We start from the raw sequence: 22,442 nt of genomic DNA on the forward strand, positions 1-22,442 counted from the left end.
CGGCCCGTCGACCGAACCCGTCAGTCGCGGTGGGCCGGGCCGGGCTGGCGAGGGATCATCGCCGCGACCCGCCCCGCCGGACGCGGCCCGGACGGGGTCGCGGTGGGCGCCGACTCCCCGGTGGCCGGCGCGAACGGCTCGGCCGCGGGCGCCCTGCCGGTCACCGGTCGGCCCGCCGGCAGCTCCTCGGCCGCGAGCGAGCCCGGCGGCAACTCACCGGCCGCGACCAGCGGCAGCGTGAAGCGGGCGTCGGCGGCCGGGCCGGCCGCGTACGACTCGCGGAGCATCCAGCGCACCTCGTCGGCCGTCCAGCCCAGGCCCGAGCGGCCGGCGATCTCGCGGAGCAGGCGCAGCCCCACCCGGGTGTCGTCGTCGTAGAACCGCATGCACCAGTGGTGCACCCACATGCCGAGCGCGCGGAGCCCCGGGGCGTCGAGCGAGCGGACCAGCCGGCCGCAGGCGGTGTCGCCGAAGCGGTGGCCCGGGTCGCCGGCCCGGTCCCGCTCGATGGCGCCGACCGCTGCCGGGGCGACCGCGCGCATCCGGTCGTAGAAGCCCTGCACCACCGCCCGGTCCAGCGCGGGGTGCCCGTCCCGTGTCGACGCCGCTTCCGGACCCGCCACGCTCGCCATCGCTCGCACCCCTTCTTGAGTTGGTGCCGGGACGGTACCGACCACAACCGACAGTTTCGGCGGCCGGCGGCGCCGGGCCGGGCACCGCCGGCCGCCGTCGTCAGCTCCCGCCGGCGCCGCCGGACGACCTCCGGCGGTGCCGGTGACCCCAGTCGACCAGGGGTTGGAGCACCGTCATCAGCTCCGCGCCGTCGCGGGTCGGGGCGTAGCGGATCTGCACCGGGGAGGTCGGGATCACGGTGCGCTCGATGAGCCCGTCCGCCTCCAACTCCTTGAGCCGCTGGGCGAGCAGCCGGTCGGAGATCCCGGCCACCGCCGCCCGGTACTCCCCGAACCGGCGGGCGCCGCGGGCGGCGGCCAACATGATCGCCCCGGTCCACCGGCGGCCGACGAGTTCCAGCGCGTCCTGGAAGACCCGGCAGCCCGCGTCGTCGATGTCCTGGTACGCCCAACCGATGGGCGGTCGTCGATCAGTCACTTACCAAAGATTAGTAACTAACCTCGGTTTTGGCAACCCGATCGGACCGGCGCAACCTGGTGGTCGTGACCGATTACCACCAGCCGCTGACCTTCGGGGTGAGCCTCGATCCGTCAGTCGACAACCTTCACGAAACCCGACACCTGGCCCGGACGGCGGTCACGGGCGGCCTGGACTACCTGGCCGTCCAGGACCACGCCTACCAGCCCAGCCACTTCGACACCTGGACCCTGATCAGCCACCTGGCCGCCGAGACCGAGCGGATCTCTTTCCTCACCGACGTGGCCGACCTGCAACTGCGCCCGCCGGCCGTGCTCGCCAAGTCGGCCGCCTCGCTCAGCGTGCTGACCGGCGGCCGGGTGGTCCTCGGCGTCGGCGGCGGCCCGAGCCCGGACGCCATCGCCGCCATGGGCGGGCCCCGGCGCGACGGCCCGGCGACCGTTACCTACACCGCCGAGGCGTTGCAGATCATGCGCCGCGCGCTGGCCGGCGACGCGGTGCGCTTCCGCGGCGAGCAGCACACCGTCGAGGGCTACCAGGCCGGGCCGGTGCCACCGGGTCCGGTGCCGCTCTGGCTGGGCGGCCAACGGCCCCGCATGCTCGGCGTCGCCGGCCGGTACGCCGACGGGTGGATCTCACCGCTGAACATCTACGTGCCGCCGGCCGAGGTGCCGAGCCGGCAACGGGTCATCGACGCTGCGGCCCGCGCGGCCGGCCGGGATCCGGCGTCCATCCGGCGGATCTACAACGTGATCGGCGCGATCGGTGCCCACCGCGGCGCCACCGGCCTGGTCGGCGACGCCCGCGTCTGGGTCGACACGCTCACCCGGTGGGCGGTCGACCTCGGCTTCGACACGTTCGTCTTCTGGCCGGTCACGGCCCATCGGGCCCAGCTCGAGGTGTTCGCCTCGCAGGTGGTGCCGGCCGTCCGCGCCCAGGTGAGCCAGCTCAGGGGGAAACGATGAACCAGTCGCGCGCCAACCTGCCGGAACAGTTGACCGGCAAGCTCGTCACGCCCGGCGACCGGCGGTACGCCATGCTCCGCTCGACGTACACCACCCGGGCCAACCCGGCGGCCGTGCTGCTGCCGGAGAACACGGCGGAGGTGGTCGCCGCCGTCCGCTACGCCCGGGAGCAGGGGCTGCCGGTAGCGGTCCGCAGCGGCGGCCACGGCCTGTCCGGTTCCGCCAGCAACGACGGCGGGGTGGTCGTCGACCTGTCCGCGCTGAACCGGGTCGAGGTGCTCGACCGGCGTACCCGGCTGGTCCGGGTCGAGGCCGGCGCACGCTGGGCGCGGGTCGCCTCGGCGCTGACCCGGTACGGGCTGGCGATCAGCTCCGGCGACCACGGCAACGTCGGCGTCGGCGGCCTGGCCACCGGCGGCGGCGTCGGCTGGCTGGTGCGCTCGTACGGGCTCACCATCGACCACGTCCGCGCGGTCGAGGTGGTGCTGGCCGACGGGACCGTGCTGCGCGCGGACGCGGAGCACGAGCCGGAGCTGTTCTGGGCGGTCCGGGGCGCCGGCGCGGGCCTCGGCATCGTGGTGGCCTTCGAGATCGAGGCGGCCGAGATCCGCGACGTCGGTGTGGCCCAGCTCGCCGTCGAGGCGAGCCCGGACGGCGGCACGCTGCGGGAGTGGGGGGCCCGGCTGGCCGAGGCGCCCCGGGAACTCAGCACGGCGGCGGTGCTGTTCCCGTACGGGTCGTCGGCCGTCATGCAGATCACCGCCGTGGTCGCGGCGGGAAGCATGCGCCGCGTCCGGCCGGCCGTGGCGCCGCTGCTGGAGATCGGCAAGCTGCTGGACCACCGCAGCGACCTGGTGCCGTACGCCGCCCTGGTGCCACCGGCACACCTGCACCCGAACGTGGGCCAGCAGCCGTCGCTCACCACCAACGGGCTGCTGCCCGAGCTGGACGAGGGCAGCGCGCGGGCGGTCATGCGGGCGGTGACCGGCCCGCACCGGGCCCTGGTGCAGCTGCGGTCGGTCGGCGGCGCGGTCAACGACGTCGCGCCGGAGGCGACCGCGTACCCGCACCGGCACCAGAGCACGCTGGTGGTCGCCTCGGTCTTCCCGCCGCAGGGCGGGGCGGCGCTGGACGCGGCCTTCCGGGACGTCGCCCGGCACACCGACGGGGCGTACGTGAACTTCGAGTCCCGGCCCGACCGGGCCGCGTTCGACCGGATCTACCCGGGCGGGACCGGCCGCCGGGTGGCCCGGGCCTGGCGGCGCTACGACCCGGACGGCGTGTTCCGGCCGGCGCTGCTGGCCGAGCGCTCCGGTCGACCCGGGCGGCGCGGTCAGCCCGAGCGGCCCGGGCGGCGCTGACCGGGCCGGCCGGGCGGGCGGCGCTGACCGGGCCGGGCGGGCGGGCGGCGCTGACCGGGCCGGGCGGGCGGCGCTGACCGGGCCGGGCCGGGCTTGGTCGGGGACGCTGACCAGGCCGGCCTGGCGGCGCGCTGCCCCGGGCCGGGCCGGGCGGCGCTGACCCGGTCCCGCCCGCGGAGCGCCGCGCGCCCGCCGCACGGTCACGTCCGATTCCCGCGAGCCGCCGGCCGCGAGCAGGAGCATCATCGGTGTCGTGGAGTTGGACTTCGAACGGTGCTACCGAGCCGTCGACAGCCGCGACCAGCGGTTCGACGGGTGGTTCTACACCGGCGTGACCTCGACCGGGATCTACTGCCGGCCGTCCTGCCCGGCGATGACGCCGAAGCGGCAGAACGTCCGGTTCTTTCCGTCCGCCGCGGCGGCCCAGGGCGCCGGGCTGCGCGCCTGCCGCCGGTGCCGGCCCGACGCGGCACCCGGCTCGCCGCAGTGGGACGTCCGCGCCGACGTGGTGGGCCGGGCGATGCGGCTGATCGCCGACGGCGTGGTGGACCGGGAGGGCGTGCCGGGGCTGGCCGCCCGGCTCGGCTACACCGAGCGGCACCTGCACCGGATGCTGCGGACGGAGATGGGCGCCGGGCCGCTCGCGCTGGCCCGGGCGCAGCGCGCGCAGACCGCCCGCACCCTGATCGAGACCACCGGCCTCGGCCTGGCCGAGATCGCGTTCGCGGCCGGGTTCGGCAGCGTACGGCAGTTCAACGACACGGTCCGCGAGGTGTACGGGGCGCCCCCGTCGGAGTTGCGGGCCGCCCGGCGGCCGGCGCCGGGCGGGGCGGGCACGATCACGCTGCGGCTGGCGTACCGCCCGCCGTTGCACGCCCGCGCGTTGCTGGACTTCCTCGCGCTGCGCGCGCTGCCGGGCATGGAGGAGGTGCGCGACGGCACCTACCGGCGCGGCCTGCGGCTGCCGCACGGCACCGGCGAGGTGGCGCTGACCCCGGCGGACGGGCACGTGTCGGCGACGCTGCGGCTGACCGACATGCGCGACCTCGCCCCGGCGGTGGCCCGCTGCCGCCGCCTGCTCGACCTCGACGCCGATCCCGCCGCCGTCGACCAGACGCTGGCCGCCGACCCGGCGCTGGCCCCGCTGGTCGCCGCCGAGCCGGGGATCCGCCTCCCCCGCTCGGTCGACGGCTTCGAGATGGCCGTGCGCGCCATCGTCGGCCAGCAGGTCTCGGTCACCTCCGCCCGCACCACCCTCACCCGCCTCCTCACCCACACCCCCGCCGACACCGTTGATCATGAGGTTGACGGCGAACCGGATCTCCGAAACCGCCGCCAACCTCATGATCAGCCCGGCGGGAGCGGGGGTGGGGGTGGGGGGTTGCGGGGGTTTCCGGGGGCGGAGGAGGTGCTGGGGCTGCCGGATGGGGCGTTCGGGATGCCGGGCGGGCGGCGGGAGACGATCCGGGCGCTGGCCCGTGCGGTCGCCAGCGGGGAGCTCGACCTGGCGCCGGGTGGGGACCGGGAGGCCGCCGCGCGCGGACTGCTGGCGCTGCCCGGGATCGGGCCGTGGACCGCCGGCTACGTGGCCATGCGCGCCCTCGGCGACCCGGACGTCCTGCTCCCCACCGACCTGGCCGTACGCCGCGGCGCCGCCGCCCTCGGCCTGCCCACCGACCCGAAGACCCTCGACGCGTACGCCGAACGCTGGCGCCCCTGGCGCTCGTACGCGGTGATCAGACTCTGGAGAGCAGCATGAGCACGACCATCGACAGCGCGGTCCTCACCACCCCGACCGGTCCGCTGAGCATCCTCGTCGACGCCGACGGCGCGGTCCGGGCGGCCGGCTTCACCGCCGACCCGCGGCAGTTGCTGCCGGTGATGCACCCGAGCCTGCGGGCGCCGCTGCGGGACCGGTCCGACCTCGGCCCGGTCACCGCCGCCGTGGCGGCCTACCTGGACGGCGACCTGACAGCGATCGACGGGGTGCCGGTACGGCAGCACAGCGGCGGCGTCTTCCTGGCGCACGCCTGGGACGTGCTGCGCGAGGTGAAGCCGGGCGAGCCGGTGACCTACACCGGGTTCGCCGGGCTGGCCGGCCGCCCCCAGGCGGTACGCGCCGCCGCGGCGGCCTGCGCCCGCAACGCGGCCGCCCTCTTCGTCCCCTGCCACCGGGTGCTGCGTACCGACGGCACGCTCGGCGGCTACCGCTGGGGGCTGGACGTGAAGAAGTGGCTTCTCGGTCATGAGCGGCGGTTGACGGCAAGCTGACACCTGTCGATCTCATGTTTGCCGATACCGTCGGGTAGTGCCTGCGGAGAGCGACGGCAACCCGGCTCCCGGGGTCGCGGCTGGCCGACATCCGCTGCACAACCTCTGGCGGCTGCGCCGCTACCTGCGCCCGTACGCTGTCGAGTTCGGCTGGCTGCTGCTGGCCGCGCTGGGCGCCACCGGGGCCAGCATCGCGATCCCGCTGATGGCGCAGCGGGTGGTGGACGGGCCGGTCGCCCGGCAGGACCCGGCCGGCCTGTTCCGGCTGGCCGGGTTGGCCCTGCTGCTCGGCCTGGCCGAGGCGCTGCTGATCTTCGTCCGGCGGTGGGTGCAGTCGTCCTCGTCGGTGGCCATGGAGGCGGCCATCCGGGCGGACGTCTACGCCCACCTGCAACGCCTGCCGGCCAGCTTCCACGACCGGTGGCAGTCCGGCCAGCTGCTCTCCCGGATCACCAGCGACCTGTCGGTGATCCGCCGGTTCCTCTCCTTCGGCCTGTTCTTCCTGGTGCTCAACCTGGTCACCTACCTGGTCGTGGTGGTGCTGCTGATCCGGCTGCACGCCGCGCTCGGGCTGCTGGTCGCGGCGAGCGCGGTTCCGCTGCTGCTGGTCAGCCGCCGCTTCGCCCGCGCGTACCACACCGCGTCCCGGCGGATGCAGGACCAGCAGGGCGACGTCGCCACGCTGGTCGAGGAGACCGCGCAGGGCCTGCGCACCATGAAGGCGTACGGCCGGGGGCCGGAACTGGCGGCCCGGTTCGCCACCGGCGCGCGGGCGCTGCACGACACCGGCGTGGGCAAGGGGCGGCTGCTGGCCCGCACCTCCGCCCGGCTCGACCTGGTGCCGAACCTGACCCTGGGCGTCGTGCTGGTGGCCGGGGCCGCGGCGGCCGCCGCCGGGGTGCTCACCATCGGCGAGCTGGTCGCCTTCGTCAGCCTCCAGCTGATGCTGATCTGGCCGGTGCAGTCGCTCGGCTGGATCATCGCCAACGGGCAGGAGGCGGCGACCGCGGCCGACCGGGTGCAGGAGGTGCTGGACACCCCGCCGGCCATCGTGGACGCTCCCGGGGCGGTGACGCTGCCCCGCGCCGAGGTGCGGGGCCGGCTCCGCTTCGAGCGGGTCTGCTTCCGCTACCCCGGGGCCGGCGCGCCGGTGCTGCGCGACGTGGAGCTGACCGTCGAGCCCGGCGAGACGCTGGCGCTGGTCGGTGCGACCGGGTGCGGCAAGAGCACGCTGCTCTCCCTGGTGCCCCGGCTGCACGAGGTGACCGGTGGCCGGATCACGCTGGACGGGCACGACCTGCGGCAGGTGCGGCTGGCCTCGCTGCGCCGGCTGGTCGGGGTGGCGTTCGAGGAGCCGACGCTGTTCTCCATGTCGGTCTGGGAGAACCTCACCCTGGGCCGGCCGGACGCCGGCGAGGACGAGGTCCGGGCCGCGCTCGCGCTGGCCCAGGCCGACTTCGCGTACGACCTGCCGTGGGGGCTGGCCACCCGGGTCGGCGAGCAGGGGCTCTCCCTCTCCGGCGGGCAGCGGCAGCGGCTCGCGTTGGCCCGGGCGGTGCTCGGCCGGCCGGCGCTGCTCGTCCTCGACGACCCGCTCTCCGCCCTCGACGTGCAGACCGAGGCGCTGGTGGAGGCGGCGCTGAAGCGGGTGCTGCGGGAGACCACCGCGCTGCTGGTGGTGCACCGGCCGTCGACCATCGCGCTCGCCGACCGGGTGGCCCTGCTCGACGGTGGCCGGATCGCCGCGGTCGGCCGGCACACCGACCTGCTCGCCACGGTGCCGGCGTACCGCGCGGTGCTCTCCGCCGAGCCGCCGGCGGCGACCACCGAACCGGCGCCCGGCGGTCGCGGCCTGGTGCGGTCGTGACCGCCGCGGCCGGTCGCGGCGAGGACGCCGACGACGGGCCGGACCTGACCCGGTGGCGCGGGATCGCCACCGACCCGGACGCCGACCGCAGCCAGGCCGAGGAGGCCACGCCCGAGGCGGTCGCCCGGCTGCGGGCCCGCAGCCGGGCGCTGCTGCGCGACCTGCTCCGCCCGCACCGGCGCCGGCTCGGCGCGGCGATCGGGCTGCTGCTGAGCCAGAACGCGGCAGCGATGGCCGGGCCGTACCTGGTGATGCTCGGCATCGACCGGGCCATCCCGCCGCTGCGGGCCGGCGACGCCGGGCCGCTGGTCGCCGTCGCCGGCGCGTTCGGCGCGGCCACCGCCGTCGAGTTCCTGGCCCGGCGCGGCTTCCTCATCCGCTCCGCGCAGATCGGCCAGGCCGTCCTGCTCGACCTCCGCCAGCGGGTGTACGGGCACTTCCTGCGCCTGTCGGTGGCGTTCCACGAGCGGTACACCTCGGGGCGGATGGTCTCCCGGCTCACCAGCGACCTCGACTCGATCGCCGAACTCGTCGACGGCGGCATCGACAGCCTGGTCCTCGCCGTGCTGTCGATCGTCTCGGTGGCCGCCATCCTGCTCTGGCTGGACCCGCCGCTGGCCGCCGTGACGCTGCTGGCCTTCCCGTTCCTGTTCTGGCTCTCCCGCTGGTTCGCCCGCGCCTCGGCCGGCGCGTACCGACGCACCCGGGAGGCGATGGCGCTGGTGATCGTCCACTTCGTCGAGTCGACCCGGGGCATCCGCGCGGTCCAGGCGTTCCGCCGGGAGCGGCGCAACCAGCGCATCTTCGACGCGGTGAACGACGACTACCGGCGGGCCAGCCGGGACGCGTTCCGGCTGATCGCGACGTACTCGCCGGGGATCAAGGTGATCGGCAACGTCACCGTGGCGGTGGTGCTCTGCTACGGCGGCTGGCGGGTGTTGGACGGCGCCACCGGCGTCGGCGTGCTCGCCGCCTTCCTGCTCTACCTGCGGCGGTTCTTCGAACCGATGCAGGAGCTGAGCCAGTTCTACAACTCGTTGCAGTCGGCCACTGCCGCCTTGGAGAAGCTCGCCGGGGTGCTCGACGAGCGGCCGGCGGTGGCCGAGCCGGCCCGGCCGGTACCGCTGCCCGCCGGGCCGCCGCGCGGGGCGGTGGCCTTCCGGGCGGTCACCTTCGGCTACCGGCCGGAGACGCCGATCCTCACCGAGCTGGACCTGACCGTCCCGGCCGGGCAGACCGTCGCGCTGATCGGGCCGACCGGGGCGGGCAAGTCGACCATCGCCAAGCTGCTCGCCCGGTTCCACGACCCGCTCGCCGGCACGGTCCGCCTGGACGGGGTCGACCTGCGGGACGTGGCCGACGCCGAGCTGCGCCGGGCGGTGGTGCTGGTCACCCAGGAGACCCACCTGTTCGGCGGCACGGTCGCGGAGAACATCCGCTTCGGCCGGCCGGGCGCCGACGACGCCGCCGTCGAGGCCGCCGCCCGGGCGATCGGCGCGCACGACTTCATCGCCGCCCTCCCCGACGGGTACGCCACCGAGGTGCACCGCCGCGGCGGCCGGCTCTCCGCCGGGCAGCGGCAGCTGGTCGCGTTCGCCCGGGCGTTCCTGGCCGACCCGACAGTGCTGATCCTGGACGAGGCGACCTCGTCGCTGGACGTGCCCACCGAGCGGCTGGTGCAGCGCGCGCTCGGCACCATCCTGCGCGACCGCACCGCGCTGGTGATCGCACACCGGCTCTCCACTGTGGAGATCGCCGACCGGGTGCTGGTCCTCGACGGCGGCCGGATCGTCGAGGACGGCCCGCCCGCGCGGCTCGCCGCCGCCGGCGGCCGGTACGCCGATCTGCACCGGCAGTGGCGGGAATCCCTGCTCTGACTAGAATCGGCCCGCCACTGCGCTGCCGCCTGCGGCAGGATCGCGGGCGCGGCGCCGGACACACGGGGGAAGGTGTGGACGTGCGGACACGACGACGCATGATCATCGCGGGGCTGGCCACGGCCGCCTGCGTGCTGGGGACGACAGCGGTGGTGCTGGCGTCCGGATCCGGGGCGGAGCGGGAGCCGGCCGGCACACCGGTCGCCGCGACGACGCCCGGCGCGACCGGCGCGGATCCGGGCGATCCGGCCGGGACGGCCGGCCTCGGCGCGGCCCCCCGATCCCCGGCCCCGGGCTCGGCCACCGCGGCCGCCCGCCCGGCCGACGCGGTCGCCAAGGACGGCCCGGCGTCCACCTCCTACCTGCGGGACCGCTACCGGGTCAGCGCCGACGAGGCGGCCCGCCGGCTCGCCCTCCAGGAGCTCTCCGCGCCGCTCGCCGAGGAGCTGGCCACCCGCTTTCCCGACCAGTACGCCGGCATGTGGCTGGACCAGGCCGGCGGCGGCGTGCTCACCATCGCGGCCACCGACCCCGCGCCGCTGCGCGCGGCGGTGGCCGGCCTGCCGGACGCGGCACACGTCAAGGTGGTGCCGGTGCGCCACTCGCTGCGCCAGCTCGCCGCCGGGGCGACCCGGCTCGCCGCGGCCCTGGACGCCACCGCCGGCAGCGACGTGGTGGTCGACGTGCAGGCGAACGAGGTCGCGGTGCTCACCGGCGACGTGGTGGCCACCGACGACCGGCGGCTGGCCGACGCGCTCGGCGCGGCCGGGGTACCGGCGCAGGCGCGTACCCGCCTGCCGGCCGGCACCGTGCAGAAGGCGTGCGACCCGCGCTACTGCGCCCGGGCGCCGATGCGCGGCGGCATCCGGCTCGACGTGCCGCGCGACGACGACACGGTGGGCGGCTGTACCTCCGGCTTCAACCTCCGCGCCCGGTCCGGGGCGTACTACGTGCTGACCGCCGGGCACTGCGTGGTCGGTGGCCGGCACCAGGAGCAGGACCGCACCTGGCACCAGTTCCTCGGGCCGAAGGTGCCGGTCGGGGTCGAGTCGACCAGCCCGGTGCTGGCCGAGAACGCCTACCCGAACGACTACGCGGTGATCCCGTACCAGCCGGGGGCGGTGGACCGGTGGGCGTACCCGCGCCGCGCCACCACCGACCCGGTCAACCTGGTCAACTACTGGTGCGTGCCGGACAACCCGAACTGCACCGACGAGGAGGGCAGCCGGGACGTGCCGATCACCGGGTACGTCGCGGCGAGCGCGGTCCAGGTCGGCTGGATCGTCTGCGCCACCGGGTCGGCGTACACCCCGAAGGCGGGCGAGACCTACGTCGACTCGGGCGCCGGCGCGGGCTACGTGCCGGGCACCCGGTGCGGGGAGGTCTTCGGCAGGGGCAGCGGCGGCATCGACGTACGGATCTGCGCCCGGCCGGGCGACAGCGGCGGCCCGCTCTTCGTCGAGTCGACCGGCAAGGCACTGGGCATCCTCTCCACCGGCGACCCGGGGCAGGGCGCCTGCACCAACCCGAACGAGCGCAACTACTACGCCCCGGTCGCCACCATCCTCGACCGGGTGAACGCGCGCACCGGGCTCGGCTTCCAACTGCCCACCCGCGGCCCGCTGCTCGGCCCGATCGCACCCTGACCGGCCCTGCCGACCGACCCTCCCGGCCCGGTCCACGGGCGACCCGGCCAGGAGGGTGCCGGCCCGGCGACGTGCGGCGCCGGCCGGCGGGCCGAGCGACCGGAATTCCGGCGCGGCACGCGCGGCTTAACGCGTGGTCCGGCCACCGCCCGCTGCCTACGATCGACGGATGACCGACACGGCGAGGACGGCCCGCGCCGGCGTCCCCGAGCGTCCCACCCTGGACGGGCTCGAGGCGACCTGGGCGCGCCGCTGGCAGGAGGAGGGCACGTACGCGTTCGACCGCTCGAAGCAGCGCTCCGACGTGTACGCGATCGACACCCCGCCGCCGACCGTATCGGGCGAGCTGCACATGGGGCACGTCTTCTCCTACACGCACACCGACCTGGTGGCCCGGTTCCAGCGGATGCGCGGCCGGGCGGTCTTCTACCCGATGGGCTGGGACGACAACGGCCTGCCCACCGAGCGGCGGGTGCAGAACGTCTACGGGGTGCGCTGCGATCCCGCCCTGCCGTACGACCCGGGCTGGCGGCCGCCGGCCACCCCGGTCAGCGACGCCGCCCGCCGGGACCCGACGCCGATCTCCCGGCAGAACTTCATCGAGCTGTGCGAGCGGCTGACGGTCGCCGACGAGCAGGTCTTCGAGGCGCTCTGGCGCCGGCTCGGCCTGTCGGTGGACTGGTCGCTGACGTACACCACCATCGGCCGGGCGGCCCGGGCCACCTCGCAGCGGGCGTTCCTGCGCAACCTGGCCCGGGGCGAGGCGTACCAGGCGGAGGCGCCGACGCTCTGGGACGTTGGGTTCGCCACCGCTGTCGCCCAGGCGGAGCTGGAGGACCGGGAGCGCCCCGGCGCGTACCACCGGCTGCGGTTCGCCGGGCCGGGCGGGCGCGAGGTGCTGATCGACACCACCCGCCCGGAGCTGCTGCCGGCCTGCGTGGCGCTGGTCTGCCACCCCGGCGACGAGCGCTACGCCGACCTGGTCGGCGCCACCGTGCGCAGCCCGCTCTTCGCGGTCGAGGTGCCGGTGCGCGCGCATCCGCTGGCCGACCCGGCCAAGGGCACCGGCATCGCGATGGTCTGCACCTTCGGCGACCTCGCGGACGTGACCTGGTGGCGCGAGCTCCAGCTGGACACCCGGGTGGTGATCGGCCGGGACGGCCGGCTGCTGCCCGAACCGCCGGCCGGCGTGCCGGCGCAGCCGTACGCGGCGCTGGCCGGGCAGACCGTCAACGGCGCCCGGCGGACCATCGTCGAGCTGCTGGCCGACGCGGGTGACCTGGTCGGCGAGCCGCGACCGATCACCCATCCGGTGAAGTTCTACGAACGCGGGGACCGGCCGCTGGAGATCGTCTCGACCCGGCAGTGGTACCTGCGCAACGGCGGGCGGGACACCGCGCTGCGCGACGCGCTGCTCGCCCGGGGCCGCGGCCTGCGCTGGGTGCCGGAGCACATGCGGCACCGCTACGAGCACTGGGTGAGCGGCCTGACCGGCGACTGGCTGGTCAGCCGGCAGCGCTTCTTCGGCGTGCCGGTGCCGGTGTGGTACCGGCTCGACGACGCTGGCGAGCCGGACTGGACCCAGCCTCTCACGCCGGAGGAGTCCGCGTTGCCGGTCGATCCGTCCAGCGACGCCCCGCCCGGGTTCGAGGAGTCCCAGCGCGGGCAGCCGGGCGGCTTCGTCGGCGACCCGGACGTGCTGGACACCTGGGCCACCTCGTCGCTGACCCCGCAGATCGTCGGCGGCTGGGAGACCGACCCGGACCTGTTCGCCCGGGTCTTCCCGATGGACCTGCGCCCGCAGGGGCAGGAGATCATCCGGACCTGGCTCTTCTCCACCGTGGTCCGGTCCCACCTGGAGCACGGGGCGCTGCCCTGGCGGGACGCGGTGCTCTCCGGCTGGATCCTCGACCCGGACCGGAAGAAGATGTCGAAGTCCAAGGGGAACGTGGTCACCCCGATGGCGCTGCTGGAGCAGCACGGCTCCGACGCGGTCCGGTACTGGGCGGCGAACGGCAAGCCGGGCATGGACCTCGCCTTCGACCCGGCGCAGATCAAGGTGGGCCGGCGGCTCGCCACCAAGCTGCTCAACGCGTCCCGGTTCGCCCTCGGGCTGGGCGCCGCCGACGCGTTGCGCGCCCCGGCGACCGAGCCGCTGGACCGCGCGCTGCTCGCCGAACTCTCCGGCCTGGTCGCCACCGCGACGTCCGCGCTCGAGGCGTACGACCACACGGCGGCGTTGCAGGCCACCGAGGCGTTCTTCTGGCGGTTCTGCGACGACTACATCGAACTGGTCAAGGAACGCGCCTACGGCTCCGGACCGGGGGCCGAGTCGGCGCGGGCCGGGCTGGCCAACGCGCTGTCGGTGCAGTTGCGACTCTTCGCGCCGGTGTTGCCGTTCGTGACCGAGGAGGTCTGGTCCTGGTGGCGGTACGGCTCGGTGCACCGGGCGCCGTGGCCGACCACCCACGAGGTGGGCCGCGCGATCCGGGGCGAGGGCGAGCCGGAGCTGCTGCGGCTCGCCGGTGACGCGCTCAGCCAGGTGCGGCGGGCCAAGTCGGAGCGGAAGCTGTCGATGAAGGCGGAGGTGCCGCTGGCCGAGGCGCTCGGCCCGGCCGCGCTGCTGGAGAAGCTCAGCCTGGTCTCCGACGACCTGCGGGCCGCCGGCCGGATCGGCAAGCTCGACCTGCTCCCCGACCGTACGCCCGAACTCGTCATCGCCTGCGCGTTCTGACCGGGACCCCGCCGCGCCCCGCCCCGCGGCGGGCTGGGCGCGGTGGGGTCACCAGCCGCGGAGGAAGCGCAGACCGAGCAGGAACGAGATCACGGCCGGGCCGACCAGCAGGGTGATGGCCTGGAGCCGGTACGGCATCCGGTGCCGGGTCAGCTCGACGGCGTTGCCGAGCACGATCACCCCGGCCAGCATGAGGTAGGCGCCCCACCAGCCGGTGTCGCCGAAGTCGACCAGGCCGGCCCGGATCAGCTGGAAGGTGCCGCCGAGCAGGGCGCCGGCGAGGGCCAGCAGGGCGGCGGCCCGGTGCAGCCCCCGGGCCAGCGGGTGCGCCGGCCGCCACAGGTAGGTGCCGGCGACCGCCAGGCAGGGCAGGATGATCATGACCGGCCAGCCCCGACCCATCACGCCGAACATCAGCAGCGCGCCGACCGCGAAGACCAGCGTGCCGAGGCAGGCGACCACGTAGCCGGCGAACGCCCGCCCACCGCCACGGGCCAGCAGTGGCCCGCCGGTGGCCGCGATCAGCGCGCCCGGGATCAGTACGAACCCGGCCCACCAGTGGAAGTGGCCGCTGCCCTGCGCCGCCGTCGTGGTCACCGCGGCGGCCAGCCCGGCCACCGCGAGGCTCACCAGCCAGTGCCGCGCGGCCGGGTACGGCTGGCGCGGCAGGACGTGTCCCGCTCCTGCACTCACGCGTCCAGCCTCGCCGACCGGGCCGGCCCGGTCCATCCGGCCAGCCCTACCATCCGCCCACCGGTGTACCGGAAACCCCTGGTGGCCGGCCCGTACCGCGTCGAGCGTGACACCGCGGAGTCGTCGTGGTGACTCCGCGGCAGCACGCTCGTGGAACGATGCCGCCCGGCCGGGTGACGGGCACCCGGCCGGCGGCGCTCAGCTCGTCTCGCCCGCCACGCTGAACGAGCGCAGCCGGTCGATCGCCAGCACGGTGAAGCCGACGCTGATCAGCGCGGTCATCACCGCCGCCACCGGCACCGAGACGTCGGCCTCCAGCAGCCCGGTGGGGGCCAGCCGGTCGGCGAGGGCGATCACGTACTGCTGGATGGAGAGCACCTTGGTGCCGCTGACGAAGTTGCCCAGCAGCCCCTCCCAGATCAGCACGTAGACCAGGCCGAGCAGCACCGGCCGACGGGTGACCAGGCTGAGCGCCACGAACAGGGCCGAGTAGGCCAGCGCCCCGGCCGACGCGGCGGCGGCCAGCGCCAGGCCGAGGCGTACCGAATCGGCCAGCACGCCCGCGACGTAGAGCGGCACCGCGACGGTGACCGCGCTGACGCCGGTGGCCACCGCGAGCTTCGGCAGCACGATCTGCCAGCGCGGCAGCGGCTTGGTCAGGATGTGCACCACGGTGCCGTCGTCGATCTCGGCGCCCAGCACGCCGGTGCCGACGATCAGGGCCACCACCGGTAGCACCACTGCCAGGCCGAGACCGACCAGCACCGCCGGGCCCCACTCGCCCGGGTCCACCCCGAGCGCGCGGGAGAGCACGGCGAGCACCACCAGCACCGCCGGGAGCGGCAGCAGCAGGAGGAACCGGCGACGGCCGAACAGTCCCCGCGCGGTGATCCAGGAAACGGTCGACATGTCAGGCCTCCACCAGGTAGGAGAAGACGCTCTCCAGGGACTCGTCCTCGGGCACCAGTTGCCGGACCCGGATGCCGTGCGCCAGCGCGATCCGCGGCAGCGCCCGGGTGAACGCGCCGTAGTCGCCGGCCCGGACGGTCAGGCCGGTGCGGTCCAGCTCGACCCCGGTCACCGACGCCTCGGCCATCAGCGCGACCGCCAGCGCCCGGTCGTCGGTGGAGCGCACCGCGAACACGTGCGGCCGGTTGGTCATCAGCCGCCGGATGGTACGGAAGTCGCCGGAGGCGGCCAGCCGGCCGGCGACCATCACCTGGACAGTGCCGGAGACCTGCTCGACCTCCTCCAGGATGTGCGAGCTGAACAGGATCGTCCGGCCGGCGTCGCCGAGGCGGTGCAGCAGCTCCATCATGTGCAGCCGCTGGCGCGGGTCCATTCCGTTGAACGGCTCGTCGAGCAGCAGCACCTGCGGGTCGTGCACGAGCGCCGCCGCCACCCGGGCGCGCTGTCGCATGCCCTTGGAGTACGTGCCGATCCGGCGGTCCTGCGCGCTCTCCAGCTCGACCAGCGCGATCGCCCGCCGGGCCGCCTCCGCCGGGTCCGGCAGCCGGTGCAGCTTCGCGCTGGCCAGCACGAACTCGTGGGCGGTGAGGAAGGTGTGCACCGCCTCCCGCTCGCTGACCAGGCCGAGTCGCCGGTAGACCTCGGGGTTGCGCCAGGTGGGCCGGCCGTCCAGGGTGACCGCGCCGCGCGACGGGGCCAGGAAGCCGGCCATCATGTGCAGCAGCGTGGTCTTGCCCGCACCGTTCGGGCCGAGCAGCCCGGTGACGCCCGGGCCGAGGCTCATGCTGACGTCGTTGACCGCCACCACGTTGCCGTACCAGCGGGAGACGCCGGCCAGCTCCAGGGTGCTCACGGTCGGGGCGGACGGCTCGCCGGCCGTCGTGGGCCGGGTGTCGGCACTCGTCGCGCTCATCGGGCGGCCACCTTCCGGTACCGGGCCAGCAGCAGGGTGACGCAGGCGGCCACCAGCAGCACGGCGGCGACCGCGTAGACCGGACCGAAGTCGCCGATCAGCGATTCGGTCTGGCCGGCGCCGTTCTCGGTGATCAGCAGGTCGCCGAGGGACCAGACCCCCACGCCCTGCACCAGCGTCGACGGCGAGGCGAGGAAGGCCAGTTCGTTCACCGCCCGGGACGGCATGACCGACAGGGTGGCGACGATCGGCGTGGTCATCAGGAAGACCGCGACGATGCCGCCGGCGGCGAAGGCCCGCTTGCCGGTGAGCGAGGCGACCAGCAGGCCGATCGAGGCGAAGACCACCGCCCACAGCCCGGCGTAGAGCAGCCCCGGCAGCAGGTCGAGCAGCTCGTTCCAGACCCCGCGCATGCCGTCGCCGGTGGTGAACGCGGCGCCCAGGAACATCACCAGCTGCGGCGCGCCCAGCAGCAGCCAGAGCGCGGTCGCCATCGCCAGCAGCTTGGCCAGCGGGTAGTCCGACCGGGGCAGCGGCCGGGAGAAGTAGAGCGGCAGCACCCCGCTGCGCAGGTCCCGGGAGACCAGCTCCGGGGCGACCACCGCGACGAAGAAGATGACCAGCCAGCTCATGTTGTCGGCGAACTGGGCGTAGGTCATCACCACCTCGCCGATCTGGCTGCGTACCGCTGTGGCGCCGGCGGCCACCACGGTGACGATGCCGACCACCAGCCAGGGGAAGATCTTGGCCTTGGCGCTGCGGCCCAGGCCGAAGGCGGTGCGCAGGCCGTGCAGGTAGAGCGCGCCGAAGACCTGTCGGCGCCCCAACCGGGGGCCGGTGTAGCGCTGGTATCCGATGTCGTGGATGACGCCGGTGGGCTCAGGCATGGCTGGGCTCCCTCGTGGCGAAGAGCTCGGCCACCCGGTGCCGGCGCTGGTCCAGCCGGTGCAGCGGCAGGTCCAGCTCGGCGACCGCGCCGAGGATGAGGTCGTAGGTGTCGTCGTCGGCGAGTTCGACGAGCAGCAGCCGCCCGTCCCGGCGCACCGGCAGGCGCAGCGCGGCGAGCCGCGCGGCCAGTTCCTCGGTGCCCTCGCTGACCTCGACGGCGAGCACGTCGGTGGCCGAGGTCATGGCGGAGATGTGGTCGGCCCGCAGCAGCCGCCCGCCGTCGATGGCGACCAGGGTGTCGCAGATCCGCTCCACCTCGCCGAGCAGGTGCGAGCAGACCAGGACGGAGATGCCGAACTCGGTGCCGATCCGGTGCACCAGGGCCAGCATGGCGTCCCGGCCGGCCGGGTCCAGGCCGTTGGTCGGCTCGTCGAGCAGCAGCAGGTCGGGGTCGTGCACCAGCGCCTGGGCGAGCTTCACCCGCTGCTTCATGCCGGTGGAGTAGCCGCCCACCGGGCGGTAGCGCTCCTCGTAGAGCCCGACGTGCCGCAGCGCCTCGGAGGCCCGCTCGCGGGCGACCGTACGCGGCAGCCCGCTGATCCGGCCGAGGTGGGTGACCAGCTCGGCGGCGGTGAGGTCGGGCGGCAGGGCGTCGTGCTCGGGCATGTAGCCGACCCGGGCGCGGACTCCCGCGGATTCGGTGGTGGGGTCGAGGCCAAGCACCCGCACCCGGCCGCTGGTCGGGGCGAGCAGGCCGAGCAGGATCTTGATCAGCGTCGACTTGCCGGCGCCGTTCGCGCCGACCAGGCCGATGATCCCGGGCTCGACCGCGACGGTCAGGTCGGCCAGCGCGGTGACCCCACCCCCGTACGTCTTGGTCAGCGACTCGGTCGCGATGAGTGTCACGCCGCCCAGCGTAGGCATTCCGGGCCCGCCGCGGGCCTGGTGGACCCCTGGCGCTCCCCTGATTCTGCCGCCGGGGCCCCCTAGGGTCCGCCCGCCCGCCGCCGCGGTGGGCCACCGGCCGGTCACCGGCCAGCTCCACCCGGCCCCGCCATGCCCGCCCCCACAGCGGGCGGCGTCGCCACCAGAATGGTGCCGTTCGGCGTCGACTGTCCGAACCCGTCGCGCGAGCCCACCGGAGGACGTATGCCCCTCGACACCAGGACGCCCCGGGTCAGTGTCGTGGTTCCGGTCCACAACAGCGGGCCGCACATCGAGAAGCTGGTCGCCTCGCTGCTGCGCCAGTCGCTGCCGCCCGGCGAGTTCGAGGTGATCTTCGTCGACGACGGCTCCACCGACGCCACGCCGGCCCGGCTGGACGAACTGGCCGCCGCGCACCCGCACTTCGACGTGCTGCACATCCCGAACTCCGGCTGGCCGTCGCGGCCCCGCAACCTGGGCGTCGAGCGGGCCCGCGGCGAGTACGTCTTCTTCGCCGACGACGACGACTGGTTCGGCGACGAGGCGCTCGAACGGCTCCACGACTGCGCGACGACGCACGACGCCGACCTGGTGGTCGGCAAGATGGCCGGGCACGGCCGCCGCGTGCCGCGGGAGCTGTTCCGCCGCAACCGCTTCGACGCCACGCTCGCGAACGCCCCGCTGATCGACAGCCTGACCTGCCACAAGCTGTTCCGGCGGTCCTTCCTCGACGAGCACCGGCTGCGCTTCTCGGAGGGGCCGCACCTGCGGCTGGAGGACCACCGGATGGTCGTGCGGGCCTACCTGCTCTCCCGGCGGACCTGCGTCCTGGCCGACTACACCTGCTACCACCACCGGCGACGCCAGGACGCCGGCAACGTCACGGCCCGCAAGTTCTTCGATCCGGTCAGCTACTTCGCCGGCCTGCGCGAGGCGCTCGACATCGTCGACGCGCACGTCCCGCCGGGTGACGTGCGGGACCGGCTGCACCGGCGGTGGCTGCGCCACGAGATGCTCCACCGGCTGCGCCGGCGGCGCCTGCTGGAGGCCCCGCCGGAGTGGACCGACCAGGTCGCCCACGAGGTGCGGCAGATCATCCGGGAGCGCTTCGCGCCCGGGGTCGCCGCCGGGCTGCCGCCCCTGCAACGGGTGGCCGCCCACCTCGCCGAGCAGGGGCGGGTCGAGGACCTGCGCCGGCTGGCCGAGTGGGAGACGGGCATCTCGGCCACCGGGGCCGTGGACCGCCGCGAGCTGCGCGGCTCGACCCTCACCGTCGCCGTCTCCGCCCGGCTGGAGTCCGGGGGCCGGCCGGTGGCCTTCGCCGCCGACGGCGACCGGGAGGTGCTGGTGCTGCCGGTGGCGGGCGTCGACCCCGCACTGAGCGACTCGACCGGCACGCTCGACAAGAGCCGGCTCGACCTGATCGCCCGGCGCCGGGAGACCAACGAGGAGGTCTTCCTGCCGGTCACCTGCCACACCGAGAAGGTGACCGGGGACGACGGCACGCTGCACCTCGTCCACCACGCCACCGCCACGGTCCACCTCGACCGGCTCAACTCCGGCCGGACCAGGGGCACCTGGTTCCTGAAGGCCCGGATCACCAGCGCCGGGTGGACCGTGGACACCCCCCTGGCGCTCGTCCTGCACTTCTCGTCCGACGGTGCCCGGCCGGTGGTGCGCGACCGGGCGGGGTTGTGGTGGCGGGCTCGCTGGGCGGTCAGCCGCCGCCTCCCCCGGTGACCACCTCGTCGGCGCGCAGGCTCGCGGTGCGCTGCTGGATGAGCGTGCGCAACTGACCGGCGTCCCGGTCCACCGCCGCGGCGTCCACCCCGTCCACCGTCTTCAGCGCGGTGGTGATCGCGTCCAGCGCTCCGCCAGCCCGGCCGCTGCCGTAGATCTCCTGGAACAACTCGCGGTACGCGTCCTCGTAGACCCGGGTGAACGCGGCGCTGGCCAGGAACCGTTCCTTCAGCCGGTGGCCGCCCATCGCGCCACCCCGCCGCCCGCCGTCGGGCGCGGCACCGGCGGCGGCCGCGTCCGGGACGGCACCGGTCCCCGAGGCGGCGGCGGTGCCCGGCGTGCCGGCGGCGTCCGGGGTCGTGGCGTCTCCCGGGGCACGGCCGGGGCCCCGCAGGCCCGGGCCGCCGCTGTCGTGCGGACCCTGGGTGGCGTTGCCGCTGAAGGTCAGGTTGTGGTCCCAGCTGAGCACGCTGAACTTCTTCGTGCCGAGGTCGTACCAGAGGTAGTAGTTCCGCCCGGGGCCGGCCATGTCGTCGAAGTTCAGCAGCAGGTTCTGCAGCGCGACGTAGCGGGCGAAGGATCGCACGTCGACCTTCTCGGCGAGGGTGGCGGCGAACTCCTCGTCGCTGGCCGAGTGCACCCACCGGATCAGGTTGATCACCGGTTGCAGATCCTGGCTGCCGCGCATGGTGATCTGCTTGAAGTCGTCCTGGTACTCGGTCGGGTCGTCACCCTGGTCGGTGAAGCTGCCGCCGGCCAGCGCCTTGTAGAGCACCCCGTCGCCGGCCAGCCGCTCGGCGAAGTGCTCGTCCGGGTGCTCGACCAGCAGCCGGGCCGTGGTCGGCCGGTCGTTGACGGTGAACGACGAGTACGCGTACCGCTGGGTCGTCTCGCCGACGCCGTCCAGTAGGGACAGTGACAGCGCCTCGTTCAGCACTGTCGAGCCACCGCCCATGCCGCCGACCCGGACCGCGACCTCCCGGTGCCCCTGGTAGCGGCGCCCCTCGACGAACTCGTCGAAGCTGATCAACCAGGGCAGCGTCTCCGGTTCCTCCGCCTTCAGGCCGACCCGACCCGTCCCGGCACCGCCGGCACCGGGACCGCCGGCACCGGGACCGCCGGCACCGGGACCGCCGGCACCGGGACCGCCGGCACCGGGACCGCTGACGCCCGGAGCCGCGCCACCGGGAGCGGCCCCATCCGGAGCCGTCCCGTCCGGGACCGCGCCGTCGAGGGCCGGCCCACCCGGGGCCGTACCGTCCGGAGCCGCGCCGTCCGGGGCCGCGCCGCCCGGTGGGCGTACCCCCTGCGGACGGGCGCCCTGCCGCTGGCCGGCGGGCGGCTGACCGCCGGCCGGCCCGCCCGCCTCCCCTCCCTGGCGCGGCCGGGTCTCCCCATTCCAGGTCAACGCGCCGAGGGTCGAGTTGCCCTTGAGCCGGATGCCCACGCTGGGGATCGAGGTGCCGTCGACGACCAGGTCCGCCTCGACGTACTCCTTCTCCCCCTCCTTCCAGTACGTCTCCAGCATCCGCTGGTAGTCCGCGTCCCGGAAGGTGAGGCTGATCGAGTGGGACGCCCCGGCGTCGAAGAGGTCCCGGGTGCCGGCGAGGTCGACGGTCACCGTCTCCGCTCCGGCAGCGCCGGCGCCGGCCACGTACGGTCGGATCCGTTCGGTGCCGAGCACCAGGGTGAGGACGGCGAGGAAGGCCACGCAGGTGGTCAGCAGCCGCCAGTTCTGCCGCACCCGGACCGGGATCCGGCGCCGGAGCCGGCGCGGCAGCGCCGGACGGGGAAGCCGCTGCATCACAGGTCCGTCTGGTCGTAGCCGGTCAGCACGGTGACCCGCTGCCCCGAGGTCCGCTCGCTCAGCGCCGCGATCAGGTCGCCCGGCTCGCTGCCCTTCTTCAGCCGGACTGTGTACATCAGCTCGGTGAGCGCGCCGGCCCGGATCGACTCCAGGCTGACCAGTTCGAACTCGCTGGTGTGCCGGACCAGCACGTCCTGGATGTCCGCCGTGTGATCACCGCCGGCGGGCACCTGCACCTTCACCACCTGCCGCTGCACCTGGAGGGCAAACCAGTTGAACCGGTACATCACCACGATGACCAGGCTGATCGCGAAGGCGGCGACCACGGCCAGGGTGTAGAACCGGGTGCCGCAGGCCATGCCGACGCCCATCACCAGGAAGATGAACCCGACGTCGCGGGTCTCCTTGATCGCGTTGCGGAAGCGGACCACCGACAGCGCGCCGACCAGGGCGAAGGCCCGCGCGATGTTGGAGCCCACCACCAGCATGATCAGCGAGATCAGCATGCCGAGGATGATCAGCGTCTGGACGTACGACTGGCTGTACGACACGTTGCGGTGAGTGGCCCGGTAGACCAGGCCGATCATGGTGCTCAGCAGGAACGACAGCAACAGTGCGAGGGCGATGTCGCCGACGCTGAAGGTGCCGGACAGGTCCTGGAACGTGATGTCCATGAA

The 22,442-nt window shown here is 74.8% G+C and carries 17 protein-coding genes and 1 pseudogene; 9 read left to right on the forward strand and 9 right to left on the reverse strand.

What is annotated here, in order from left to right:
• Positions 1–197: 197 nt before the first annotated feature.
• Positions 198–632 (reverse strand): annotated as a pseudogene (locus Q3W71_RS12215) (hypothetical protein); the annotation flags it as partial.
• A 100-nt stretch (positions 633–732) separates the two neighbouring features.
• Complete coding sequence (locus tag Q3W71_RS12220; protein WP_302919400.1) at positions 733–1,110, reverse strand: helix-turn-helix domain-containing protein; 378 nt, start codon at positions 1,108–1,110, stop codon at positions 733–735.
• 65 nt (positions 1,111–1,175) lie between these two features.
• Here Q3W71_RS12220 and Q3W71_RS12225 point away from each other — a divergent pair, with 65 nt between their 5' ends.
• From Q3W71_RS12225 to valS, 8 genes are all read left to right on the forward strand, one after another.
• A complete protein-coding gene (locus tag Q3W71_RS12225; protein WP_302919401.1) occupies positions 1,176–2,075 on the forward strand; it encodes an LLM class flavin-dependent oxidoreductase in 900 nt (299 codons plus the stop codon).
• The gene (locus Q3W71_RS12230; RefSeq protein WP_302919402.1) at positions 2,072–3,436 is read left to right on the forward strand and encodes an FAD-binding oxidoreductase; all 1,365 of its coding nucleotides are present in this window, start codon (positions 2,072–2,074) and stop codon (positions 3,434–3,436) included. Before Q3W71_RS12225 ends, Q3W71_RS12230 begins: the two co-directional genes overlap by 4 nt.
• A 253-nt stretch (positions 3,437–3,689) precedes the next feature.
• Complete coding sequence (locus Q3W71_RS12235) at positions 3,690–5,195, forward strand: DNA-3-methyladenine glycosylase 2 family protein (RefSeq protein WP_302919403.1); 1,506 nt, start codon at positions 3,690–3,692, stop codon at positions 5,193–5,195.
• Positions 5,192–5,707 carry a methylated-DNA--[protein]-cysteine S-methyltransferase gene (locus Q3W71_RS12240; RefSeq protein ID WP_302919404.1) on the forward strand — a complete coding sequence of 172 codons (516 nt, stop codon included), beginning with the start codon at positions 5,192–5,194 and terminating at the stop codon, positions 5,705–5,707. The genes Q3W71_RS12235 and Q3W71_RS12240 overlap by 4 nt, the downstream gene beginning before the upstream one ends.
• Before the next feature lie 37 nt (positions 5,708–5,744).
• A complete protein-coding gene (locus Q3W71_RS12245) occupies positions 5,745–7,574 on the forward strand; it encodes an ABC transporter ATP-binding protein (RefSeq protein WP_302919405.1) in 1,830 nt (609 codons plus the stop codon).
• Positions 7,571–9,451 carry an ABC transporter ATP-binding protein gene (locus Q3W71_RS12250; RefSeq protein WP_302919406.1) on the forward strand — a complete coding sequence of 627 codons (1,881 nt, stop codon included), beginning with the start codon at positions 7,571–7,573 and terminating at the stop codon, positions 9,449–9,451. The genes Q3W71_RS12245 and Q3W71_RS12250 overlap by 4 nt, the downstream gene beginning before the upstream one ends.
• An 80-nt stretch (positions 9,452–9,531) precedes the next feature.
• Entirely contained in the window at positions 9,532–11,097 is a 1,566-nt protein-coding gene (locus Q3W71_RS12255) for a S1 family peptidase (protein ID WP_302919407.1), read from the forward strand.
• A 169-nt stretch (positions 11,098–11,266) separates the two neighbouring features.
• Positions 11,267–13,831, forward strand: a complete 2,565-nt coding sequence (gene valS / locus Q3W71_RS12260; protein WP_302919408.1) for a valine--tRNA ligase — start codon at positions 11,267–11,269, stop codon at positions 13,829–13,831.
• A gap of 48 nt (positions 13,832–13,879) precedes the next feature.
• Here the strand turns inward: valS and Q3W71_RS12265 are convergent, their stop codons facing one another.
• From Q3W71_RS12265 to Q3W71_RS12285, 5 genes are all read right to left on the reverse strand, one after another.
• On the reverse strand, positions 13,880–14,524 hold the full coding sequence (locus Q3W71_RS12265; RefSeq protein WP_302919409.1) for a hypothetical protein: 645 nt from the start codon (positions 14,522–14,524) through the stop codon (positions 13,880–13,882).
• Positions 14,525–14,722: 198 nt separating this feature from the next.
• Positions 14,723–15,433, reverse strand: a complete 711-nt coding sequence (locus tag Q3W71_RS12270; RefSeq protein WP_302919410.1) for an ABC transporter permease — start codon at positions 15,431–15,433, stop codon at positions 14,723–14,725.
• Position 15,434: 1 nt separating this feature from the next.
• Positions 15,435–16,406, reverse strand: a complete 972-nt coding sequence (locus Q3W71_RS12275; protein WP_302919411.1) for an ABC transporter ATP-binding protein — start codon at positions 16,404–16,406, stop codon at positions 15,435–15,437.
• A complete protein-coding gene (locus Q3W71_RS12280; RefSeq protein WP_302919412.1) occupies positions 16,403–17,293 on the reverse strand; it encodes an ABC transporter permease in 891 nt (296 codons plus the stop codon). The genes Q3W71_RS12275 and Q3W71_RS12280 overlap by 4 nt, the downstream gene beginning before the upstream one ends.
• Positions 17,286–18,200 carry an ABC transporter ATP-binding protein gene (locus tag Q3W71_RS12285; RefSeq protein WP_302919413.1) on the reverse strand — a complete coding sequence of 305 codons (915 nt, stop codon included), beginning with the start codon at positions 18,198–18,200 and terminating at the stop codon, positions 17,286–17,288. Before Q3W71_RS12285 ends, Q3W71_RS12280 begins: the two co-directional genes overlap by 8 nt.
• A gap of 243 nt (positions 18,201–18,443) precedes the next feature.
• Here Q3W71_RS12285 and Q3W71_RS12290 point away from each other — a divergent pair, with 243 nt between their 5' ends.
• Positions 18,444–19,958, forward strand: coding sequence for a glycosyltransferase family A protein (locus Q3W71_RS12290; RefSeq protein ID WP_302919414.1), 1,515 nt, complete (start codon positions 18,444–18,446; stop codon positions 19,956–19,958).
• Here Q3W71_RS12290 and Q3W71_RS12295 read toward each other — a convergent pair.
• Complete coding sequence (locus tag Q3W71_RS12295; protein WP_302919415.1) at positions 19,936–21,762, reverse strand: CotH kinase family protein; 1,827 nt, start codon at positions 21,760–21,762, stop codon at positions 19,936–19,938. The genes Q3W71_RS12290 and Q3W71_RS12295 overlap by 23 nt on opposite strands.
• Positions 21,762–22,439 carry a DUF4956 domain-containing protein gene (locus Q3W71_RS12300; protein ID WP_302919416.1) on the reverse strand — a complete coding sequence of 226 codons (678 nt, stop codon included), beginning with the start codon at positions 22,437–22,439 and terminating at the stop codon, positions 21,762–21,764. Before Q3W71_RS12300 ends, Q3W71_RS12295 begins: the two co-directional genes overlap by 1 nt.
• Positions 22,440–22,442: the final 3 nt, after the last annotated feature.

This window comes from Micromonospora sp. C28SCA-DRY-2 (genome assembly GCF_030519475.1).
Lineage (GTDB): Bacteria > Actinomycetota > Actinomycetes > Mycobacteriales > Micromonosporaceae > Micromonospora.